This is a genomic window from Pseudomonas sp. Soil_N_39 (genome assembly GCF_057655955.1).
This window is the reverse complement of the sequence record NZ_JBDGLI010000003.1, coordinates 348,071-370,884: the sequence shown is the minus strand read 5'-3', so window position 1 is coordinate 370,884 and position 22,814 is coordinate 348,071. Positions and strand designations below refer to the sequence as shown.

General features: G+C 55.0%; 16 protein-coding genes. 3 read left to right on the top strand and 13 right to left on the bottom strand.

Annotated features, from left to right (window positions below; genetic code table 11):
- Positions 1–48 precede the first annotated feature (48 nt).
- The 7 genes from AC3A5O_RS06465 to acs form a co-directional block, all read right to left on the bottom strand.
- On the bottom strand, positions 49–1,269 hold the full coding sequence (locus tag AC3A5O_RS06465) for an aspartate aminotransferase family protein (RefSeq protein ID WP_305468160.1): 1,221 nt from the start codon (positions 1,267–1,269) through the stop codon (positions 49–51).
- A 358-nt stretch (positions 1,270–1,627) separates the two neighbouring features.
- Entirely contained in the window at positions 1,628–2,608 is a 981-nt protein-coding gene (locus AC3A5O_RS06460; RefSeq protein ID WP_122569289.1) for a GlxA family transcriptional regulator, read from the bottom strand.
- Between the two features lie 113 nt (positions 2,609–2,721).
- A complete protein-coding gene (locus AC3A5O_RS06455; RefSeq protein WP_053124413.1) occupies positions 2,722–3,486 on the bottom strand; it encodes an ABC transporter ATP-binding protein in 765 nt (254 codons plus the stop codon).
- Positions 3,487–3,542: 56 nt separating this feature from the next.
- Positions 3,543–4,241: an ABC transporter permease gene (locus AC3A5O_RS06450; protein ID WP_122569290.1), complete on the bottom strand. Its 699-nt coding sequence runs from the start codon at positions 4,239–4,241 to the stop codon at positions 3,543–3,545.
- Positions 4,238–4,927 (bottom strand): ABC transporter permease, encoded by a 690-nt coding sequence (locus AC3A5O_RS06445; RefSeq protein ID WP_014339811.1) that lies wholly within the window; start codon positions 4,925–4,927, stop codon positions 4,238–4,240. The genes AC3A5O_RS06450 and AC3A5O_RS06445 overlap by 4 nt, the downstream gene beginning before the upstream one ends.
- Positions 4,928–5,017: 90 nt before the next feature.
- Positions 5,018–5,791 (bottom strand): ABC transporter substrate-binding protein, encoded by a 774-nt coding sequence (locus AC3A5O_RS06440; RefSeq protein WP_122569291.1) that lies wholly within the window; start codon positions 5,789–5,791, stop codon positions 5,018–5,020.
- A 686-nt stretch (positions 5,792–6,477) separates the two neighbouring features.
- Positions 6,478–8,433, bottom strand: coding sequence for an acetate--CoA ligase (acs, locus tag AC3A5O_RS06435; RefSeq protein ID WP_122569292.1), 1,956 nt, complete (start codon positions 8,431–8,433; stop codon positions 6,478–6,480).
- Positions 8,434–9,015: 582 nt separating this feature from the next.
- Here acs and AC3A5O_RS06430 point away from each other — a divergent pair.
- From AC3A5O_RS06430 to AC3A5O_RS06420, 3 genes are all read left to right on the top strand, one after another.
- Positions 9,016–9,279 (top strand): DUF2790 domain-containing protein, encoded by a 264-nt coding sequence (locus AC3A5O_RS06430; protein WP_487752976.1) that lies wholly within the window; start codon positions 9,016–9,018, stop codon positions 9,277–9,279.
- Positions 9,280–9,768: 489 nt separating this feature from the next.
- Positions 9,769–11,019, top strand: a complete 1,251-nt coding sequence (locus tag AC3A5O_RS06425) for a ribonucleotide-diphosphate reductase subunit beta (RefSeq protein WP_305490977.1) — start codon at positions 9,769–9,771, stop codon at positions 11,017–11,019.
- A gap of 402 nt (positions 11,020–11,421) precedes the next feature.
- Positions 11,422–12,555 (top strand): hypothetical protein, encoded by a 1,134-nt coding sequence (locus AC3A5O_RS06420; RefSeq protein WP_487752975.1) that lies wholly within the window; start codon positions 11,422–11,424, stop codon positions 12,553–12,555.
- A 161-nt stretch (positions 12,556–12,716) separates the two neighbouring features.
- Here the strand turns inward: AC3A5O_RS06420 and AC3A5O_RS06415 are convergent, their stop codons facing one another.
- From AC3A5O_RS06415 to AC3A5O_RS06390, 6 genes are read right to left on the bottom strand one after another with little or no spacing between them, the layout of a single operon-like run.
- Entirely contained in the window at positions 12,717–14,528 is a 1,812-nt protein-coding gene (locus AC3A5O_RS06415; RefSeq protein ID WP_487752974.1) for a hypothetical protein, read from the bottom strand.
- Positions 14,529–14,543: 15 nt separating this feature from the next.
- Positions 14,544–16,934, bottom strand: coding sequence for an ATP-binding protein (locus AC3A5O_RS06410; protein ID WP_487752973.1), 2,391 nt, complete (start codon positions 16,932–16,934; stop codon positions 14,544–14,546).
- Positions 16,935–16,965: 31 nt separating this feature from the next.
- Positions 16,966–17,793, bottom strand: coding sequence for a phosphoadenosine phosphosulfate reductase family protein (locus AC3A5O_RS06405; protein WP_487752972.1), 828 nt, complete (start codon positions 17,791–17,793; stop codon positions 16,966–16,968).
- Positions 17,771–21,232, bottom strand: coding sequence for a hypothetical protein (locus AC3A5O_RS06400; RefSeq protein WP_487752971.1), 3,462 nt, complete (start codon positions 21,230–21,232; stop codon positions 17,771–17,773). Before AC3A5O_RS06400 ends, AC3A5O_RS06405 begins: the two co-directional genes overlap by 23 nt.
- Positions 21,225–22,130: a DUF4007 family protein gene (locus tag AC3A5O_RS06395; protein WP_039591847.1), complete on the bottom strand. Its 906-nt coding sequence runs from the start codon at positions 22,128–22,130 to the stop codon at positions 21,225–21,227. The genes AC3A5O_RS06400 and AC3A5O_RS06395 overlap by 8 nt, the downstream gene beginning before the upstream one ends.
- Positions 22,123–22,323 (bottom strand): hypothetical protein, encoded by a 201-nt coding sequence (locus AC3A5O_RS06390; RefSeq protein ID WP_039591846.1) that lies wholly within the window; start codon positions 22,321–22,323, stop codon positions 22,123–22,125. The genes AC3A5O_RS06395 and AC3A5O_RS06390 overlap by 8 nt, the downstream gene beginning before the upstream one ends.
- Between the last annotated feature and the right edge of the window lie 491 nt (positions 22,324–22,814).

The following is a 22,814-nucleotide window of genomic DNA, read 5'->3' as shown; positions in this document are numbered from 1 at the left end:
CGGCACCATCGCGAGCAAGCTCGCTCCCACAAGGGGTCCGGTTCAGCCTTAGGCTTGCGTCAGCTTCGCCGCGGCCCGCTCGAAGCGGTCCAGGCCGGCGTCGATGTCGGCGTCTTCGACCACCAGGCTCGGGGCGAAGCGAATCACGTCCGGGCCGGCTTGCAGGATCATCAGGCCTTCCTGTTCGGCGGCGTTGAAGATGTCCTTGGCCTTGCCTTTCCAGGCGTCGTTCAGCACGCAACCGATCAGCAGGCCCAGGCCACGCACTTGGGTGAACAGGCCGTACTTCTCGCCGATCTGCTCCAGGCGCGCCTTGAACTTGGCGTGCTTGGTTTTGACACCACCGAGCACCTCGGGCGTATTGACCACATCGATCACCGCTTCAGCCACCGCGCAGGCCAGCGGGTTGCCGCCGTAAGTGGTGCCGTGGGTACCGACGACCAGGTGCTTGGCCAGCGCTTCGGTGGTGAGCATCGCAGCAATCGGGAAACCACCGCCCAGGCTCTTGGCGCTGGTGAGGATGTCCGGGACTACGCCGTAGTGCATGTAGGCGAACAGATGACCGCTGCGGCCCATGCCGGTCTGCACTTCGTCGAACACCAGCAGCGCATCGTGGGCATCGCACAGCTCGCGGGCGCCTTGCAGATAAGCCAGCTCGGCCGGCAGCACACCGCCCTCGCCCTGGATCGGTTCCAGCACCACGGCGCAGGTCTTGTCCGAGACAGCCGCTTTCAAAGCCGCCAGGTCGTTGTAAGGAACGTGGGTGATGCCGGTAATTTTAGGCCCGAAACCGTCGGAGTACTTCGACTGCCCGCCGACGTTGACGGTGAACAGGGTGCGACCGTGGAAGCTATTGAGCGCGGCAATGATTTCGTATTTCTCGCTACCGAAACGATCGAACGCAACGCGACGGGCCAGCTTGAAGGCGGCCTCGTTGGCTTCGGCGCCGGAGTTGCAGAAGAACGCGCGCTCGGCAAAGGTTGCGTCAATCAGCTTATGGGCCAGGCGCAGGGCGGGCTCATTGGTGAAGACGTTGGACACGTGCCACAGCTTGTTGGCCTGCTCGGTCAGTGCGCCGACCAGCGCCGGGTGGGCATGGCCCAGTACGTTGACTGCGATACCGCCAGCAAAGTCGATCAGCTCGCGACCGGATTGGTCCCATACGCGGGAACCGGCGCCACGCACAGGTATGAAGGCAGCAGGCGCATAGTTGGGAACCATAACCTGGTCGAAATCGGCGCGTTGTACCGCGGCTTGCTCAACGGACATCGGAGTCTCCTGATGAGGAACACCCGCCTGGAACTGGCGGGCTTGGTAAGGATTGTAAGGACAGTTTTCAGCCCGGCCTTGCCGCCAAGCGACAACTTCTTATAGCGCCAACCCACGTTTTTCGCGGGTTTACGGCAATGCGACAAATAGCGTCGCAAAGGCGCAGTTTAAACGTTGGCAAGGGATTTGAGGGACCTGCATCCACATTTCCGCTGCCAGGCAAAAAACACCTGTGGGAGCGAGCTTGCTCGCGATAGCAGTGGGTCAGCTGCAAATTAGGTGGCTGATACACCGCTATCGCGAGCAAGCTCGCTCCCACAATTTTTTGTGCTGACCGCCCTATCCGCAGTCTTGCCGCCTAGCCGCGCTCGGACGGCACCGAGGACAATTCGAACGGGCTGCTGCTGCGTCGCTGGTTGCGGTCTTCCCGCGGCGTGGCGCCGAAGAAGTTGCGGTAGGCACTGGAGAAGTGTGGCCCCGAGGAGAAACCGCAGGACAGGCCGATCTGGATGATGGATTTGCTGGTCTGCATCAACATCTGCCGGGCCTTGTTCAGGCGCAGCTCCAGGTAGTACTGGCTGGGCACGCGGTTGAGGTATTGCTTGAAGATCCGCTCCAGTTGCCGGCGAGACACGCACACATGCTGGGCGATTTCGTCGGTGGTCAGTGGCTCTTCGATATTGGCTTCCATCAGCAGCACCGCCTGGGTGAGCTTCGGGTGGCTGGAGCCGAGGCGGTTCTGCAGCGGGATGCGCTGGCGCTCGCCGCCTTCGCGAATGCGCTCGACCACCAACTCTTCCGACACCGCGCCGGCCAGTTCCGCGCCGTGATCCCGGGCCAGCACCGCCAGCAACAGATCCAGCACCGACATGCCACCGCAAGCGCTCAGGCGATCGCGGTCCCAGTCGAACAGATGACTGGTGGCGATGACCTTGGGGAAGCGCTCGGAGAAATCGTCCTGCCAGCGCCAATGCACGGCGGCACGGTAACCGTCGAGCAAACCCAGTTGGGCCAAGGGATAGACACCGGCCGACAAACCGCCGATCACACAACCGGCGCGTACCAGTTGCTTGAGGGCGCTACTCAGGGGCGAGGCCAGGGCGGTTGGTGGCTCATCGGCCAGCAGGAACAGCTTCTGGAACCCCTCGAGCTTGCCGGCCCAAGGCTCACCCGGCAGTTGCCAGGCGCCGTCGGCCGGGGGTTCGGCCTGCAAGAACGACAGCTCGTAGACCACATCCGGATGCACCCGCTGAGCGACACGCAAGGCGTCCTCGGCCAGCGCCAGCGTCAAGGCTTTAGTGCTGGGCCAAATCAGGAAACCTATTCGATGGGCAGTCATGGCGGGCGATCCGAAACGAAAACAGTGTTAAAGCCAAAAGCGGCTGCAACCAAATTAGACCATCTGGCGCACGGTGCGCAGCATGACCCAAATCAGGTGCGTAACGGGAGCGATTACTTGAGGCTGCCCGAAAGAAATTGTTGCAGGCGCTCCGATTGCGGATTGACCAGCACTTCGCGTGGGTTGCCGCTTTCTTCGACGATGCCTTTGTGCAGGAACACCAACTGGTTCGACACTTCACGGGCAAAGCCCATTTCGTGGGTCACCACCACCATGGTCCGGCCTTCCAGGGCCAGGGCCTGCATCACCTTGAGCACGTCGCCCACCAGCTCCGGGTCCAGCGCCGAGGTCGGTTCGTCGAACAGCATCACCTCAGGCTCCATCGCCAGCGCACGGGCAATCGCCACGCGCTGCTGCTCGCCGCCAGACATGTGGCCCGGGTAGGCATCCTTGCGATGGGCCACGCCGACCTTGTTCAGGTAGTGCTCGGCCTTCTCCCGCGCTTCAGCCTTGGCCACGCCCAGTACATGCACGGGCGCTTCCATGATGTTTTCCAGCGCGGTCATATGGGACCACAGGTTGAAATGCTGGAACACCATCGACAGCCGCGAACGCATGCGTTGCAGTTGCTTGGGGTCCGCGGCCTTCATGGCGCCATCCTTGCCGGCGACCAGCTTCAGCTCTTCGTTGTTGAGCAGAATCTTGCCGGCATGGGGTTGCTCAAGCAGGTTGATGCAACGCAGGAAAGTACTCTTGCCGGAGCCACTGGAGCCGATGATGCTGATTACATCGCCAGCGGCGGCTTTCAGGGACACGCCCTTGAGCACTTCGTGACTGCCATAGCGTTTATGCAGGTCTTGGACTTCAAGCTTGTACATGCGGTCGGTTCTCACAAAACGTCAGTCATTGAGCAGTCGATCGGATCGATGCGTTATCAGTGCTTGCGCGGGGCCAGGTAACCCAGCCAGCGGCGCTCGGCCAGTTTGAACAGGCGCACCAGGATGAAGGTCAGGCACAGGTAGAACGCGCCGGCCGTGATGTAGGCCTCGAACGGCAAGTAATACTGCGCATTCACCGTACGCGCGGCGCCGGTGATGTCGATCAGGGTCACGATGGAGGCCAGGCTGGTGGTCTGCAGCATCATGATCACTTCGTTGCTGTATTGCGGCAGCGCCCGACGCAAGGCCGACGGCAGCAGGATCCGGCGATACAGCTTGTAGCGCGACATGCCCATGGCCTTGGCCGCCTCGATCTCACCGTTGGGCGTGGCCCGCAGGCTGCCGGCGATGATTTCGGCGGTGTAGGCGCTGGTGTTGATGGCGAACGCCAGGCACGCACAGAACGTCGCGCTGGACAGCCACGGCCAGAGGAAGCTTTCGCGCACGACCGCGAACTGCGCCAGCCCGTAGTAGATCAGGAACAACTGCACCAGCATCGGCGTGCCGCGGATCACGTAGGTGTAGAGCCAGGCCGTCATGTTGACGATCGGCTGCTTCGAGACGCGCATCAGCCCCAGGGGCAACGCCGCCAGCAGACCAAAGAACAGCGACAGGGCCAACAATTTGAGGGTGGTCAGCAAGCCACTGAAATACAGCGGCAAGGCTTCATAGATGACGTTGTAGTCGAAGATCATAGATCAGCCGCCCTTACGCCTACCGAGTAGCGCTTCTCAAGGTGACGCAATGCCAGCAACGAGACACTGGTGATCACCAGGTACATCGCCGCCACTGCGAGGAAGAAGGTGAAAGGCTCGCGAGTGGCATCCGCCGCCTGCTTGGCCTTGAACATCATGTCTTGCAGGCCCACCACGGAAATCAGCGCGGTGGCCTTGGTCAATACCAGCCAGTTGTTGGTGAAGCCCGGAATCGCCAGGCGAATCATCTGTGGCACCAGCACTCGGAAGAACACCTGGAAGCCGTTCATGCCGTACGCCATGCCCGCCTCGGCCTGCCCCTTGGGGATCGCCATGAATGCACCACGAAAGGTTTCCGACAGGTACGCACCGAAGATGAAGCCCAGGGTGCCGATACCGGCCGCCAGCGGGTTCAGGTCGATGTAGTCGTCATAGCCGAGCATCGGCGCCACGCGATTGAGCAGGTCCTGGCCGCCGTAGAAAATCAGCAGGATCAACACCAGGTCGGGAATGCCGCGAATGACCGTGGAATACAGGTCGCCCAGCCACGCCAGCCAGCGCACCGGAGAGAGGCGCAACGCAACGCCGATCAACCCCAGGACGATGGCCAGGGCCATGGACGACAAGGCGAGCTCAAGCGTCAACCATGCGCCATCGAGGATGACAGCCCCGTAGCCTTTCAACATGATTCAGGTCCTCGAAAGTGGGATGAAAAAATGGCGCAAACCGCAGAGATCCTGTTGCTTGCGCCATTTCGCACGAGTGGCGGGACGTCGTTACTTGCCGTAGATATCGAAAGCGAAGTATTTGTCCTGGATTTGCTTGTACTTGCCGTTCTCGCGAATGGCGGTGATCGCGCCATTAATCTTGTCTTTCAGGGCATCGCCCTTGCGAACCGCGATACCGATACCGTCGCCGAAGTATTTCTCGTCGGTAAAGGCCGGGCCGACGAACGCGAAGCCCTTGCCGGCATCGGTCTTGAGGAAGCCGTCATCCAACAGCGTAGCGTCTGCCACGGTGCCGTCGAGACGACCGGCGGACACATCCAGGTAGATCTCGTTCTGCGAACCGTATGGCTTGATCTCGGCACCCAGCGGAGCCAGCACTTCACGGGCGAAACGCTCGTGGATCGAACCGCGCTGCACGCCGATGTTCTTGCCCTTGAGCTCAGCCAGGTTGTCGCCGACCTGGGTACCGGCCTTCATCACCAGACGGGCCGGGGTGTTGTAGTACTTGTTGGTGAAATCAACCGACTTCTTGCGATCTTCGGTGATGGACATGGACGACAGGATCGCGTCGATCTTGCGCACCTTCAACGCTGGGATCAGGCCGTCGAACTCTTGCTCGACCCACACGCACTTGACCTTCATCTCTTCGCACAGCGCGTTGCCGATGTCGTAGTCGAAACCGACGATGCTGCCATCCGGGGCTTTGGAGGCGAACGGAGGGTAAGCCGCTTCGATACCAATCTTCAGGGGCTTCTCATCAGCGAAAGTCGGCAGGGACAGCACGGACAGTGCCAGGGCGCCAAGCAGCACAAGTTTCTTCATCTTGGGACTCCATCGGTAAAGGGCAAAAACGGCAGAGTGAGCGACAGCCCAATATGCGAATGGGTGAAACGAACGTTGGCGCTGCGTCCTAGGAAGCTCACGGTTTAACCAACGCGAGCCACGACGAGCGAGTGATCGGCATTCTAACGACAGGCCCGAAGCCGATATTTCTTCAATGCGACAACAAATTACAGAAGCACCGAGAAAGCTGTTCGAGCACATTGACAGCCCCGCAAATTCATGCAAGAGCAAAAGAAGGGAAACCGATCTATGCTGCAAATAGCGGGCCCATTATTCGCAAACCCTTCTAATCCGGCAAGCACAGCGTGTCGGCTTATTTTCTGAAACGCCTGGATCCGCCCTATGACGGGGCTTCTCGTTTCACATCGCCCCGTTGTGGCGCCTTTGGTTACACATTTCGAAACACCGGTAACGTTCGGAAGCGTCCTGCTTTGAAGATCGATATTTATTCGCCGACTGCTCCAGGCGCGCTGATTTGTGGGAGCAAAGCTTGCTCGCGATGCAAGCGTCTCGGTTTCTGAAGGACCGCATCGCCTGCATCGCGGGCAAGCCTTGCTCCCACAAATCGGGGATATAGCCTCTCTCCACAAGGATCCACGCCGGACGCATAAAAAAGCCCCACCCGGCAAATACCGGGCGGGGCTTTTCGGTGTTACTGGCGACCGTCAGGCCACGTTCATGGTCTTGTGCGTCTCGATCAAATGCGCCACCACACCCGGATCGGCCAGGGTGGAGATATCACCCAACCCGTCGTATTCCGCCGTGGCGATCTTGCGCAGGATGCGGCGCATGATCTTGCCGGAACGGGTTTTCGGCAGCCCGGGCGCCCACTGGATCACATCCGGCGAAGCAATCGGACCGATCTCCTTGCGCACCCAGTTCTTCAGCTCCAGGCGCAGGGCCTCGCTGGTTTCTTCGCCGGCATTGAGGGTGACGTAGACATAGATGCCCTGCCCCTTGATGTCGTGCGGCACACCCACCACCGCCGCTTCGGCAACTTTCGGGTGGGCAACCATGGCGCTCTCGATCTCGGCCGTGCCCATGCGGTGACCGGACACGTTGAGCACGTCATCCACTCGACCGGTGATCCAGTAGTAGCCATCCTCGTCACGACGGGCGCCGTCACCGGTGAAGTACATGCCGCTGAAGGTCTTGAAGTAGGTGTCGACAAAACGATCATGGTCGCCGTACAGGGTACGGGCCTGGCCTGGCCACGAATCGAGGATCACCAGGTTGCCTTCGGCCGCGCCTTCGATCAGGTTGCCGAGGTTGTCCACCAACGCTGGCACCACCCCAAAGAACGGACGAGTCGCGGAACCCGGCTTCAACGCCGTGGCGCCTGGCAGCGGGCTGATCAGCACACCACCGGTTTCGGTCTGCCACCAGGTGTCGACGATCGGGCAACGCTCCTTGCCGACATTTTTGTAGTACCAGTCCCAGGCTTCCGGGTTGATCGGCTCGCCCACCGAACCCAACAGGCGCAGGCTGCTGCCATCGGCGCCTTCGACCGCGGCGGTGCCCGAAGCCATCATCGCGCGGATGGCGGTTGGCGCGGTGTAGAGGATGCTGACCTTGTGCTTGTCGATGACCTTGGCCACCCGGGTGATGTCCGGATAGTTCGGCACGCCTTCGAACAGCAGCGTGGTCGCGCCATTGGCCAGCGGGCCGTAGACGATATAGCTGTGACCGGTGACCCAACCCACGTCGGCGGTGCACCAGTAGACTTCGCCAGGCTTGTAGTCGAACACCCGCTCATGGGTCAGCGCCGCATACAGCAAGTAGCCGGCCGTGGTGTGCTGCACGCCCTTGGGCTTGCCGGTGGAACCGGAGGTGTAGAGGATGAACAGCGCTTCCTCGGCGCCCATTTCCTTCGGCGCGCAAACGGTGCCGGCCACCTTCATCAGGTCTTCGTACCAGATGTCACGGTGCTGGTTCCACTTGATGTTGCCGGCCGTGCGCTTGCACACGATGACTTTCTGGATGCTGCTGGTTTCCGGGTTGGTCAGCGCGTCATCGACGTTGGCCTTGAGCGGAATCTTCTTGCCGGCACGAACGCCTTCGTCGGCAGTGATCACCACTTTGGATTTGCAGTCGATGATCCGGCCGGCCAGTGCTTCAGGGGAGAAACCACCGAACACCACCGAGTGAATCGCACCGATCCGGGTACAGGCCAGCATCGCGACCACGGCTTCAGGGATCATCGGCATGTAGATGGTCACCACGTCGCCGCGATGAACGTCCTGGCCGCGCAGGGCGTTGGCGAACTTGCAGACTTCTTCGTGCAGCTCGCGATAGGTGATGTTGCGGCTCTCGGACGGGTCATCGCCTTCCCAGATAATCGCAATTTGATCGCCGCGCTCGGCCAGGTGACGGTCGAGGCAGTTGTAGGAAACGTTCAAAGTGCCGTCGGCGAACCACTTGATGTCGACATGATGGTCGTCGAAGGAAGTCTGCTTCACCGTGGTGAAAGGCTTGATCCAATCGAGGCGCTTGGCCTGCTCGCGCCAGAAGCCGTCCGGGTTGACGACCGACTGCTGGTACATGGCCTTGTAAGTCGCCTCGTCAGTCAACGTATTGGCCGCAACCTCGGGACGAACGGGATACACAGAAGCCGCACTCATCTTTCTTACCTCGGTGAATAGTTGTTTTTGTATGATCCCGTTGTAGCCCGGGGCGGGCCTATAGAACCATTCGACGATGGTAGTAACAAGTCCCTACAAAATGTCGGTACTAACGTGCAAGGCCCTGCCTGCCGGCATTTTCCTGTGGGAGCCGAGCCTGTGGGAGCCGAGCTTGCTCGCGATGGCGGTGGGTCAGCCAATATCCATGCAAACTGATCCACTGCTATCGCGAGCAAGCTCGCTCCCACAGTTGATCTCCATTGAACGCTCACTTTACGTCCAACGCCGCTCCCCCTGTGGGAGCGAGCTTGCTCGCGATGACGGCGGCAAATCCAACATAGATGCAACAGACAACACCCGCCACCTGCAGCGATTGTTACCAGATCAACCAACAGTGTTTATCAAAACCACGGCTTTTTACGACACCCACCCCCCCCTAAAATCCACCTCGCCAACCGGCAAACACGATTAACGCAACACAGCCCCCACGAAGGCCGTTAATCCAACTTCCAACACTTGCTCCACACGCAGCCCCAAAAAGGTTGCGTGACCCCACTCGACCTCAAAAAAGGTGAAATACAGATGAAAGCTTTATGGGTTCTGGTCCTCGGCAGCCTCTGCGCCACCGCGATGGCGGATGAGGCCCCGACCGACGCAACACAGCAAAAACCAGCCATCGAGGAGTACACCTACTCCACCCACCTGGACATCGCCAAAGTCATCTCCATGAGCGACATCCCGAACGTCTGCGAAGTGGTCCCGGCGAAGATGGAATACGACGACTCCAAAGGCCAGCGCCACATCCTGCGCTACAGCGTCATGGGCAGCGGCTGCTCCAACGGCTGATCACAACTGGCAATTTCCACGGCCCGATTCCGCGCGGGCCTGGTTGTGTCTGGAGCCACCAAAAACGGTCAAGAAACACAACATGTAGTGCAAAACCGCAAAAAACGCTGGTTTTTTGATCAAAAAAATCCGCGATCCGCTTCATGCAAAAAAAATCTTAAGCGGCCAAAGCCTTGTAAACCCTCGCTCCCACGCGGATCTGTCACTCGCCGCCCCTTCTGTGAGCCATTTCGCCGCAGCACGTAGGCAAAAAAGTCCTTATAATGCCGCCTCAAACGGGCCTGCAATATTCCCTTACAGGGGATCACGCCAGCCTGGAGCCCACGCAGAGGCCCATCGCCTCCTCGCGTTCACCGCCGCTCCGGAATGACCCGTACATTTTTCTGTTTATTGCCTGCGTCAGCTGCTGCAACAAACGATTTTTCAAGATCCACCGCGGCCAGTAGGCCTTCATCGGGCATCTGGCCCTCACGCAGGAGACGACACGTCATGCTGAGCTGGGACGAATTCGACAAAGAAGACAGCGGCGAAGTCGCGGTAAAAGGCGCTAACGCCGGCCACGCTTCCGAAGCCAACATGGACCGCCTCGACAGCGCCGGCGGTGCCGCCGCCCTCGAAGCCCGGGCCGTGACGGCCAGCGACTCGGCCGCGATCATTCGCGCCAAGGCCGCCCTCGACAAACTCGACGTCGCCGAAGGCCTCGCCGAACTCGAAGGCGCCTCCGCCCGTGTCGCCGTCGACGAAAAGCGCATGATCAACTGCCGCGCCGACCTCAACCAGCTCGTACCCTTCAAATACGACTGGGCCTGGCAGAAGTACCTGGACGGCTGCGCAAACCACTGGATGCCGCAAGAAGTCAACATGACCGCCGACATCGCCCTCTGGAAAACCCCGGAAGGCCTGACCGACGACGAGCGCCGCATCGTGATGCGCAACCTGGGCTTCTTCTCCACCGCCGACTCCCTGGTTGCCAACAACCTGGTCCTGGCCGTGTACCGCCTGATCACCAACCCGGAATGCCGCCAGTACATCCTGCGCCAGGCCTTCGAAGAGGCGATCCACACCCACGCCTACCAGTACTGCATCGAATCGCTGGCCATGGATGAAGGCGAGATCTTCAACATGTACCACGAGATCCCATCGGTCGCGAAAAAAGCCGCCTGGGGCCTGAAATACACCCGTTCGATCTCCGATCCGAAGTTCGAAACCGGCACCCCGGAAACCGATAAAGAGCTGCTGCGCAACCTGATCGCTTACTACTGCGTCCTGGAAGGCATCTTCTTCTACTGCGGCTTCACCCAGATCCTCTCCATGGGCCGCCGCAACAAAATGACCGGCGTCGCCGAGCAGTTCCAATACATCCTGCGCGACGAATCCATGCACCTGAACTTCGGCATCGACGTGATCAACCAGATCAAAATCGAAAACCCGCACTTGTGGGATGCCGAGATGAAGGAAGAAGCGACCCAGATGATCCTGCAAGGGACCCAACTGGAGATCGAATACGCCCGTGACACCATGCCTCGTGGGGTGTTGGGGATGAATGCGGCGATGATGGAGGACTATCTGAAGTTCATCGCTAACCGTCGCCTGTCGCAGATTGGTCTGAAGGAAGAGTATCCAGGGACGACGAACCCGTTCCCTTGGATGAGCGAGATCATGGACTTGAAGAAAGAGAAGAACTTCTTTGAGACGCGCGTGATTGAGTATCAGACCGGTGGGGCTTTGAGCTGGGATTGATTTGAAAGAACGTAGGTTTTCATGTACGACTGAAATTTTTTCAGGAACCGCTGAAACGGTAGTCTACACATAGTGAATACCTCAGCGTAAATTTTCAGCAACGTTTGAATTTTTCAGGACAACCTGAAACAGTAAAAGCTTGGACTTAAAGCCGCCTCAGCTATAGCAGCGAAGGCGGCTTTTTAACGAGAGTCATTTGTAAACTTTACTCTTTCAAAGGCTTGAGAATACAACGCTCACTTACTGCACAATAGAATAATAATCTCTTAGGTCTTTCTGCGCGAAAGAACCAATCTATGCAAACAATCTGAAAAATGACTTTATCGATACACCCTCAAACCAAGCCCGCTCGCGCCTAACAACCTTCGTATAACACAACTTCACGAAAAGGAATTTAATAGTATGACCGCGATTGCCGGATTTGAATTCAGAGGTACAGCGTTTCTATATGGCGACATAATTGCTACCGCTCCACTCCATCCTGGATTCCCTCACGTAGAAGTTCCCACCTACCTATCAGATGATGGCAGCGGTCCTATTTCAGGTGGGCGAGGAGTATCGGGACTGTATCAGAAAATTATTTTGCTGAGTGAAAGCTGCGCGATAGCATGCACTGGCAGGGTGGACGAGATCGTATCAATCATCCATGAGTTCCGAAAATTACCTTCTGAAAAACTCATAGGTACTTTGATGCTCCGAATGCTTGAGGAGGATACAGAGCTAAAAAGATATGATGTCGGAGTCATCATACTCACAGTGGAAGACAGTAACCCAGTTATTACCGCGCACAACGTTACTCAGATTGACTCAGCTCATTTCGAGAATGCCGTCGCCGCTGGTTCAGGTGTGGAGGCTTTTGAGAAGTACCTCTACATGTACGAAGAAAATCCTCTTGGTGAGATTGCAGAGGACGAAATCGTTGTCCATGGCACGTGTGCTGTACTCTTTCAGTTCAGCCTTCTTCTCCATCACGAATTCAATAAACAAGACTTCTCAGATACGTTTTACGATCACTTTGGCGGAGGTTACGAGCTAATAGCATTTTACGACGGGAAATTACAGAAAATTAACAATGCGTTATATGTATTCTGCAAAGGTCTTATCGATTCTGGCGGATTCCTATCAGTTAATACACCTTCACTTCTAATAAAGCAGGAACATATAGACAGTGAGCTTTATATACGTAGCGTTCATACAACACACAAATCGCACAATGAGAGCGCTGACATAGTTAGCGACAGAACGTTTTTGATCCCACCCATTCACCATATTAACGCTAAATCTCAAATTGTCACAGAAACGCCTATTGAACTGACCGGTGAGTTTCTGTGTTTAATCGTCGACGTTGAGTATCCAGATAATCACGTTGCTAGGATACCGTATATCAGAAAATTTTCGTCCCCGGCATCACTAGCGGAACAAGCCTTTCACCCTGAGGTGGTTGGCGATAAGATTTCATTTCAGTGGCAAGAAACAATATCAAACGAACTACCTGGCTATCTGATTCGAGCGCTAGACCATTGGCACTCAAACTAGAAAATCTTGATAATTACGAAAACACTTACGAACAAGCCAAGTACTGCAAAAAGAAAAGCCATCTCTTCCGGTCTGGCAAGAATGGCTTTTCACCCACATGCTTTTAATCTTTAGTCAATGCACAACCAGCGCCGTACTTACAAAAAATCCACGCTAGTAATTTAGCGATCAATTGACTCGACCAGCAGAACAATTTCTAGTAGTACTCTAGCCTGAAGCTCATCGGTCGGCGCAGACGTATCCACTCGAAGTAGAAGTTCATTTTTTCTCGCCGTATGATTTCCATCCAACGGGAATTGAGGACCTCCGAGAGCAGCTAAGCACTGAGTTAGCTTCTGTTCTATTTGGACGCCAGCAGTTATGGCCTCCTCTGAAACCTGTCGACCGACCCAATCCTTGAATTTGTCAGACAGAACAACTGTAGGGGCCGGTTTTCGGCCTCCCTCTTTGACTTGCTCAGAATAAGTTAGCACTGCTGAAATAAAGTCGCCCGCTGGAGTTTCATGGGTATGTACCGCGCCATTTGATCTCCAGCGAATTACCGCATTTAATGCAAACGGTGGAGCCGGGTTAATTGAAGTCCCAACACGACCTAAATTCCGCAAGACTTCTTCTTTGACTTCGTGAGCAAAGATCTCATTCATCAATCCAACCCGCTCGAATGCTTGCCCTGAGAGCTCTGCATATTTGTACGTATGAATCGAATCTTTTTGCCAAGTCAAGAGTAGCGATTGTTCTGAGTCTCCAGCACCGACTTTTAGAAGATGCCTGAGCCCCGAGTCGTGTTTCCCAAATAGTTTTTCCTTTGATTGTGTTCTAGGATCACTGTAATCCAACACACTGGCCTCAACACATAAGATATTTTTTGCCGCATCGCATCTAACCAAATCACACGCAGGTGTCAGGACGAGCAAATATCTGTTTTCTTCAGTTCTAAAGATATCACCAAATCTCGCCCCGCCCGTTGACAAAGCAGGAGAAAATACAATCTCAGAAAAGAAATCATACAAAACGCGTTTTTGGAGGATATCGCCAGTGAAGGTGGCCTCTTCAGATACTATGGTACTACTTGCTACTTTGGGCAAACCGAGACGTCTTGTTTTCGCTGCGAGGGCTTCTGAAAACAACCAGGTCAAGTATTCCGGAAGCGTTTGGTTCTCGGCATTTAACCGGAACAGTTCTAAAAACTGGAGGTCGTGAATTTCTAAATTTTCAGACTGCTGATTAAATTCCGCAGCGGCCTCATGGGCTGCCGCCATTAGCCCTTCTATAACGCCCTGAAGAGCCCAATTGCCCTCGTAGGTTTTGGTCTTATGCTCGATACGCGCTTGGACAAACCCTTCGTTCATCTGCGTTTTTGTCATCACCTCAAAAAACGCAGTACGTACTCCTAATATATCCCTCACCTTTTGTTGCGTTTCTACAGATGCGCGCGAGGACATAAAAAACACCAGCTTAGCTCTGCTAAGCACAGCTGTTGATGCTTTTATCCTAGCAAGCGCCTGATCTTCACTTTCATTATCACTCATGAAAAAATCAATGAACGCAACATCAGCACCAGATAAAAAATCGGCAGCACTCTGGATATTAGAGAACTGTCGCACACCATCTGGGTCGTCCACCATTCCCTTTAAAACTCTTGTTACCAGCTCAGCTTTCTCAGACTTCCCTATTCGATTCAGGCGCTCAGCCTTGAACAAATGCTCTAGGCCCAGCTTTTGGGCTTTTTCCTCCTCCATGCTCATCTCCCAAAGTTTTGAAAGAAGTTCATGCTTGGAGGTTAGCTCGGCAAAAAGCTCACCTACATCAGAGAAACCAAGATCTACAAACTCCTCAAGGAGAAAAGTCTGTACCTCGTCGCTTCCCAACAAAAAATCGAGCCAGTTATTTTTGTCTTCACTTTCCACAGCACCTGCCGCAGGTGCGCCTAAGGAGTCATCTACCACAGCAGCTTTAGAAATCTTAAAAACCATAGCATCCCTACTTAATCAATTAAATGAAATCACGAATTCCCTGTACATACCATCTTCATCCGGCTGTATCAGCGCCAAGGTTGAATCATTTTCCTCAGCCAGGCGGCGTGCAATGTAAAGACCTAAGCCACGACCTTCTCTGGGAGGCTTTGTGGTAACAAATTGATCAAATACAGACTCAATACGTTCAGCAGAAATACCCGGGCCATTGTCGGAAAATCGTACCGTCTGCGCTAGCCCATCAATATCAATATGAATACTCGCGGGCTCACTCTGATCATATCGATTTACCAACCAGTAAAATGAATTGCTGAATAGATTATCGAGAATCTGCAAAATCTGGCCCTTTTCAACTCTTCGGGACAATTTAGACTTGCTCGACTGCGTCAAGATCACTTCGATGCCATGCCGCTTGCATTTTGAAGAATGAAACTCTACAAGCATTGCAGCTATGTCGTAAATATTATGATCCGCCTTCCGTTGTCGACCAGGCACACTCAATTCGTCGAGAATACGAACTCTCTTTTCTAGTGTTTTTAGCTGTGCCTCAACCACTTCAAGAGGCACTTTCCCTGAGGAAACACTACGCAAAGTATCTTGCGTAACGCGGGTTAGCTCGTGAGCAATGAACTCAATCATCAATCCCACCCCAGCAAGATGCATAAACTGGTCTAGCTCTTCTTCAAAACTATTAATTCTAACCTTCGCTCTTTCCCATGCCTCACTGACTTCTTCCAAGTGATGCATTACCACTTCGAGATTTTTCGCTTCTTCGGGAACTCTTCCTTTTATCTGCTTTAAGCTAGCAATGGCTTTTTGCTTAGATCCCGTAATCTTTTCTTCAACTGCGGCCACAACCTCCTCAACCGGAGGGTTACTTTCTCTTTCTACAAGTTCAAGGAATGGTCGACAGACGCAGAGTATCACATAGCGCAATAGGCGAATTAAGGCTTCCTTGTCATAGGAGTCTCGAAAACCTTCTCGGTTTGTCTGGTCGTAAAGTTTGGGGTTTGCCGCCGAAGATATCCGCAAATACCCTACCATCTGCGCTCTATTTAGCTTATAAGCAGATGCAGCAAGGGCGTTTCGATCAAGATCGAGCCAGTCGTCGGAACGCTCACCATATGGATATACACGATAGCCATCACGGTAAACAAGAAATCCGCCACCCCATTGCTTTAAGAAAGGTTTAACAGAGCGATTCCATAGATCGTTCTGCTCCCGCATGATCTTGCCTCGGTTAAACCAATGAAACTCCATTTCCCAAGGCCCCAAGTCTTTGAGCGCTTTGGCCACTATCTCCCCATCAATTAACTGAATTTTCTTTTTCTTGGTCGTAGCCTCTTCTCTGACTGTCGCCCGCAAATGATCACCAGAGATATTGTCCGTTCGCTCTCTGGCATAGCGCTTATAGTCAACATTAATGATAAGGTGCGGATTACCGGTATCATCATACTCTAGCCGAGCTCTGCAAACAGCATCGGCAGCTGACAAGGGTTCTTGGTCAAGATGGGGAATGGAACGAGGCTTACCTTGAAACTTCAGATTAATGAATTTATTAGCTGCCACAGACTTAAACGGATCCGCTAACTTAGCAAGATCATTATTTATAATTCCATCAACTTTTTCAGACGACCAATCCCCTTGAAGATCACTGATATAAATTGATGTGCCTGCTTTGACGTAGTCATCTTGATTGCAGTCTTGCTGGAACGGTTCAAAATCTAGATCTGTTGCGTCCAAATTCGGATCTAAGAATGCTGGACGCCAATCTAGCTCTAACCAATTCCACACTTGCTCTCCTTCCATTTTGGATTTTACGTTAATTAAGTGCCCAAGCCGCATTGCGGAAAGTCGGCCAATGCCCTTCTCTCCCAGCGGCAACTTGTGGGATGACTTAATATTTCCCTGTATTTGATTTTTATCAATTTTTCCAATTAAAATATTTTTTTCGATCAGTCTTCCTGGAGTCCCCACGGTTAGATAGCAAGAGTTCAGCGCTTCAATTGACATTCCTGATCCATGATCCCGGATGACAATTGTGCTACCTTCACAAAATGCCGCCCTAAGGCTCCTCAGGGCTTCGGCAGCGCTCGAGGGCGCCCCGTAAGCCTTATCAAATCGACCCTTCGTTTCTGCAGTAACATCGTTTTCAATGCAGCTACTGACGAGAGCATTAAAAGCTCTCGCATCAAAATCGGAATCTTCGTCATTAATGACGTATAGCAAAGACTCTTCTAGCTGACTGTATGCGGAATACTGCAAGGCGATATCGATATCAATTTCAACTCGTTTCGAGCCTGCATCCAGCGCATTTTTCACTAGCTCATAAATAGCAACCGCATCAGAGCTAATTAACTCCGCCCCCAGCTCCAGCAGGACTCTTGCTTTAAAATTAATAGCCATATTTATCCCTAATTAGCAATTCCCACTTAATCTACAGCTGGCACACCAAGCACCCCTGATCATCGTCGTCATCCGGAACTTCCGTTCCTTCATGATCCGAGAATACCGCGATGAGTGTCGAGTTATCTTTGCGTTGAGATTGCCGTTCGACCCGAAGGGCATGATCACGCTTGATTTGAGCCATTCGCTCAGGCCTTTCTAACTCAGCAAGGCTCTCGCCTTGACTCCAGGTAAAGAAATTTCCCGTTTTTTCAAACGGCACTTCATATTCTTTTGCTTTTTCATACAGATCAGGATGAGTCTCCTTCAAACGCACCCACTCGATCTTCTGTTGATAGAAGCAGAAGAAGCAGCCAGAGCGCGTACGTCCCCATTTGGTGTAGGGCGGCATACCGACCCCCGAGGTTCGGAGAATCTCTTCGATGTCACGCAGTATCAATCCGTCTTCTTGGAACGGGTAGACCGCCTTAATATTGGTCTTGTGGCTGATGTAGCCCGAGCGATTCTCCTCCGCGCGTAGCCCTACGTAATTGATCACTGGTTGATCGCCGCAGAAATCTTCAAATGGTTTGAGCTTGAGCATCTTGGTGCACCAACGGCGGTGATTCGAAGGAATCATTCCGCCATACATGGTGTACCAATGATCAAAGCCTAGGTCTGCATTCAAGCGATTTAGTGGCTTGCCTAGATAATTCTCTAGGCGCTGCAAATAGTCGTAAGTTTCCGGCAGCTCCTTGCCCGTGTCGCTGAAGATGTACTCCATCTCCGGCACACGGTCACGCATGTAGATCGCCAGCGCCGCGCTGTCCTTACCACCGGACAGGCTGAGAATATGTCTAACCTGCGGTTCTTTGCTCATGCGCCCTCTCCTTTTTTTCCGTGTTGGCCGTGCTCTGAAGTTTCATCAGCGCCTGTGCCAGAGTGGCAGCAACACGGTCTCGATCACCGCCTGCCTGCTGTGTCATCTCTTCAACCAAGAGATCCGCAGCATTTTGAGTTTCCGTATCGGCGGTCAGCAGCATCGCTGCCTCTTCACCACTGGGCAGCGTCAGGGTCAAACCGACAAAACGCTGGGTATGACGCTCCAGTTCACCGTCAGACATGGCGACCTGAAGCCAGCGTTTGTAACGTTTGCAAAGCGCCTTGACCTGGCTGGCAAACAACGGAACCTGGGAATCCGTCCAGACATCCAAGGGTCGGTGGACGACCACACTCGCGATGGAGTCGAGCCACTTGTCATCGGTCAATGTGATGTCCGAGCAGCGCATGATGAAGGCCTTGAGATCAGCTTCCACCAATCGTCCCACCACATCGGCACATTCAGCCTGCAGTTGACTACGCAACAGTTTCAGCGAGCCTGCGATGGAAAAGGCTTGTCCCATCGCCTGACTGATCTCATCTTGCAAATACCTGAAAGCCAAGCCCAGTTCGGTCAGCGAATTGCCAAGCGAGGTGCGGAAATTCCCACCGGCGCTGCTTTGCCCAGCCGCAAGAACACGAGGAATATCCTGAGCCAGCAGAGCCACAGGGTCAGTTGCTCGCTTGAGTACATCACGTAGGGCCTTGGTGGTCGGAGAGACGCGCAGTGTTTCCTGGGTATATTGAGGCAACCGCATATACCAGCGAATCATCTCCCGAGCGACATCTAGGTACGTCGCATCGATGCCGACCTGTACCCCAACGCTACCCAGCGCGGCGGCATAGTCCTGAACCAAGTCTTTCCGTTCACTGACAGTGTCGAACCTCCGGAGCTTGAAGGTCTGCGGACTACGGAACATCCGCTGCAAATGCTCCGGTGTCATTGCAATGACCAAACTGCCGCGCTCGAATATCGCACAGGAGTCGCGGTTGACCAGCAAATAGGTGACGCACCAAATCGAAGCCGGTCCGTTGCGCACGCCCAGCGGTGGCAATGCGAGGCGCGCAATGACGTCTGCGAAGCTGATCTGGTCATCGGCTTTGAGGGCCGCATCCAACTCAGCCCAAACCTTGCGGATCCCTTCGCCGCTATCTTTGTCTGGAGCACTCAACTGCCAGCGCTTGCCCACTTGGCGATGCAGGCGGGTGGACTGGAGCAACGATCCGTACAGGAGACGCTCAGGAGGGAAGTCACTGAGCCCCAGCAGCTCTTGATCACCATTCTTGTCCAACAACTCGAAGAGCCGCTGTCGAGCCAGGGTAATTGCTGAGGACGGCTTGTCTTTGTTGATCAATTCATTGTGGATGACGGGCGCCGAGTTGAAGACGCTATCGAACAACCAAGAAGCCGCTTGACTCATGTTCATCGACTGACTGCCAACGACGACCTCGCCAGCGTACCAGTAGCTCAGACTGTTATTGGACTCGTGCTGACGATTCAGGATCGCCAGGACGAGTCGAGCGACCTGCTCCCTGGCCCGGCCCAGTTGGGTCTCCACATGACGCTCGGTCCAAGGATCCAAAAGACGGCTTTTTACCTGGTCGTGCACCCAGGCCCATCGCGAGTATTCGATCAACGCAGCCCGCTCCTGCTCCCCCACGCGAATGATTGCGCTCAGGGTCTGCGGGTCGCGCATCTCGACAACGATCTGCTGAGCGTTGTTGACCTGCTCAATCATCGCCGCATCGACAAACATCAAGCCAATGGTTCCATCATGCTGCGTAGGCTGAGCCAAGGCCGCCTTGATGGTTTCAGGAGCGCCGGCTACCACACGCGCCGAGCGCAAAGTCCCCGTCTGCTGGTAATGGCGGCTTGCGATAACACTTCGGTCAGACAAAACATGAGCAATGCCACTGAACATCAGTTCCTGCTCAGAACGCTGCAAGGTCTCCTGAAACAGTGCCTCAATATTTACGGCCGTGCTCACCGCAAACACGTAGTCATTATTGGCATGCCGGTGCTGCAGGATGGAGCGGAAGGCCAATCCAGCCAGGGCGTCCTGAACCTCTTCGACGGCACCGGCTTCGTTCATCACAGTGAAGGCCAGCAATTCGGCGGTCGTCACCACATGCAACGTGGCGGCAACCAGTTCGATGACCGCCAAGGCTTTGAGCAACTGAACTTGCAGCTCGGACAGATCCGCATCACCGCGTTCAATTACCGAACAAGCAAAATCCCAGCGACGCTGTTGCTCCAGATCCCGGAAGTGCAGTCCGCTGCCGGCGGCAAGATAGTCATAGAGATGTGGCAGGGTATACCAAGCGTCCGGACTCGCTGCCGTGGTAGTGGCAAAATCACGTAGAGCACCGACTTCATGCCCGCGCATGAAGGCATGGAAAGAACGCTCACTTTGGCCGAAGCGTTTGGAGATCACGGCGAGCGATGCAAGGGCAGCGGGGTGCAGCGGGTACAGCACCTCCGCCTGACCCAGCACGGTATCTCCGTCGATACTTCGGAAGAAATTGAACGTTGCACTGGTGGCGTAGAGGCTCCGTGCCTTTTGCTGATAATCCACCTTCTCGGTGATCGGTGCCTGGACGGCCAAGGCATGCTTGGCGAAGTACGCGTAACGCTCTACTGGTTCGTCGAACGGCACGTCATCGAAGCGCGCCGAAACCTTGTGCCACTCCTCAGATAGGGACCGCCCCACACCGCGTGCATAGGCATCGAAATGCTGGTGCAGCATGGCCATTACTAAAAGGCGGTCATCGGTCGAATGCGAGGCGGCTTCAGCGATCTGCTGCAACGCCATCAAGTCGCCACCCTCGGGATGCAACGCGGCGTGCTCGATGAACTTACCCAACTCATCGACCAGCAGCAAAGCACCGCGATAGCCGGCTGTTTGAACCACTGCCACAAAATCGCCCAGCATCGCTCCGACCGCAGCGTTGATCGGTAACTCGCGGTAGGACGAACTCGCGAGATCAACCTGCCGTGCAAATTGTGTCGCTATGCGACTCTTGGGCAGACTCGCCAAGGCGTCCAGCATCGCCTGGGCCAACGCCTCGCCTAAGGAAACACGTGAGCCCGAGACAGCAAGCGCAAATCGGTTATTTTGCGCGCGGAAAGCGGCCGCGATCTCAGGGGCGACTTCGTGCAACTGCTGCGCGAGTGGGCCGTCGGCATGCTTACTATCGAGCAGACGGGCAATCAACAACCCAAGGGCAGACTTGCCGCTGCCATAGGGTCCCATGACCTTCCACGCACGCTGTGCACTTCCGGCATGAAGAGCGCCGCCGATCTGACGCAGCACCGTAAGGACCGCCGGAGTGATCAGGTAATTGTCGAGCGACTCCGGCGAATGCAGATCGCGGGTAAGGGAGATCGAGCGAAGAAACGTACCATCCAGCTCAATTTGTTCAATCAGAAACTCAGACATTCAAATCATCCCGTACTGTCTGCAACTGCTGCGCCCACTCGGGCATCTGGGCAGGTTCAAAAATGACTTGCTGGGTATCAGCGGTATCCACAAAGCGCACAGCGCTGGGGAAGTCCCGTTCTACGTTTTCCAGCAGTCTACGCAGTTGAAACTCATCTAGACGGAACACAACGCCAGGGCTGAATGGGCCGTGCAACAAGGTCTCCAAGCTTAGGCTGCGCGCCTGCGCACGGCGCGAGTAATCACTCAGGGACAACAGGAAGACGCGGCTGGTAATGCCTAGCGGAGCATTGCGACCGATCAGGTAGACGGTCGCCCCATCATCGGCGGTGGCCTGCTCAAACAGATCCAGATCCTGCAATGGACACCAAGACGTGTCATCGAGCGCGGAGGCTTCGCGTCTGTAGGATTGCAAAAACAGACCGGCATGCTGTTCTAGCGTCGAGCCGGCAAGCTTCTTGCCATTATTTTCGGCGCGGGTCTGCAGGGCCTTAACCAGGGTCTTGCGATCGAAGCGAGAGAAACCTCCGGCGCCGAAGACTAAGTTCCACACCGCCACATCCGCGCGAGTAGACATCCACCAGTGCAGTAGCCATAAAGATTCAGGGTGTTCGAGGAACGGATCCCAGCCATCGTCACTAAGCAACAGTCGACCCAACGGCCCGGACTGCAAGCCTCCCCCCTGGGTACGCGCCTCCAGGACACCGAATGCCTCCGCCCAGAACTGCACCGACTTAACCATATTTCGGCCGATACCCAATGTCAGGGTAGCTCGGGCTTCATCCTTGAGGGCATAAGGATCTTGGCTGACAGCCGTATGAACCTTGGGCAACCACCCATAGCGACAGACAAACGACTCATGTCCGGAAAAACGCTCGTCGCGCCGCGGCTCAGCCATTACGCACCTCTCCTTGGACCGATTCCTGTTCTGCATCACGTGCAGCCGCTTCAATGATGATGCGCTTGGTCGCGGCATCAAAATAAATGTCGACCTGATCACCCTCTTCCAGCCCGGCATTCCGCAGTATCTGATCTCCGAGAGCTACCCGCCCCAGCTTCTGGATCCTACGGGTATCAAAAAACACCTTCATTCTGGTACTCCACGCCTGGTAACAGGCTCTTTGAATACTTGAATGATACTTTACTGACTGTCATTCGGCAGCGTTAAGAATGTCAAAAACAGTGTTTTTTGCAGATTTTTCAGCGTATTAGCTGATGGCAACAGGATAGCCAAGCATCAAGGCCAAATGATACTACGTCCGGCCCGCCTATTACGCATGCGCATAGTAGAAATGGAGAGCTAGCGCTACGAGCGCTGCACGGGGCGCCTGCGAGGCGAAAAAAAGAAGCGGTGCCGCTTGCTGAATCGACCTTACGGCAGAGCGTCAGCACCACGTGCTGCCGATGCGCGAAGATGGTGTTTTAGGCGAACCGCAACGCTTCGGGAGAGGACGTCCTACACCGCCCACCGGGGTAATCCACAGAAAAGCGGCGAAGGAAGCCGACAACCCCAGGCCTACCGCCGCGCAACGGAACTGCTTGGACCGCCTAACGCATCAACCTGCAAGCTGCACTGATATCC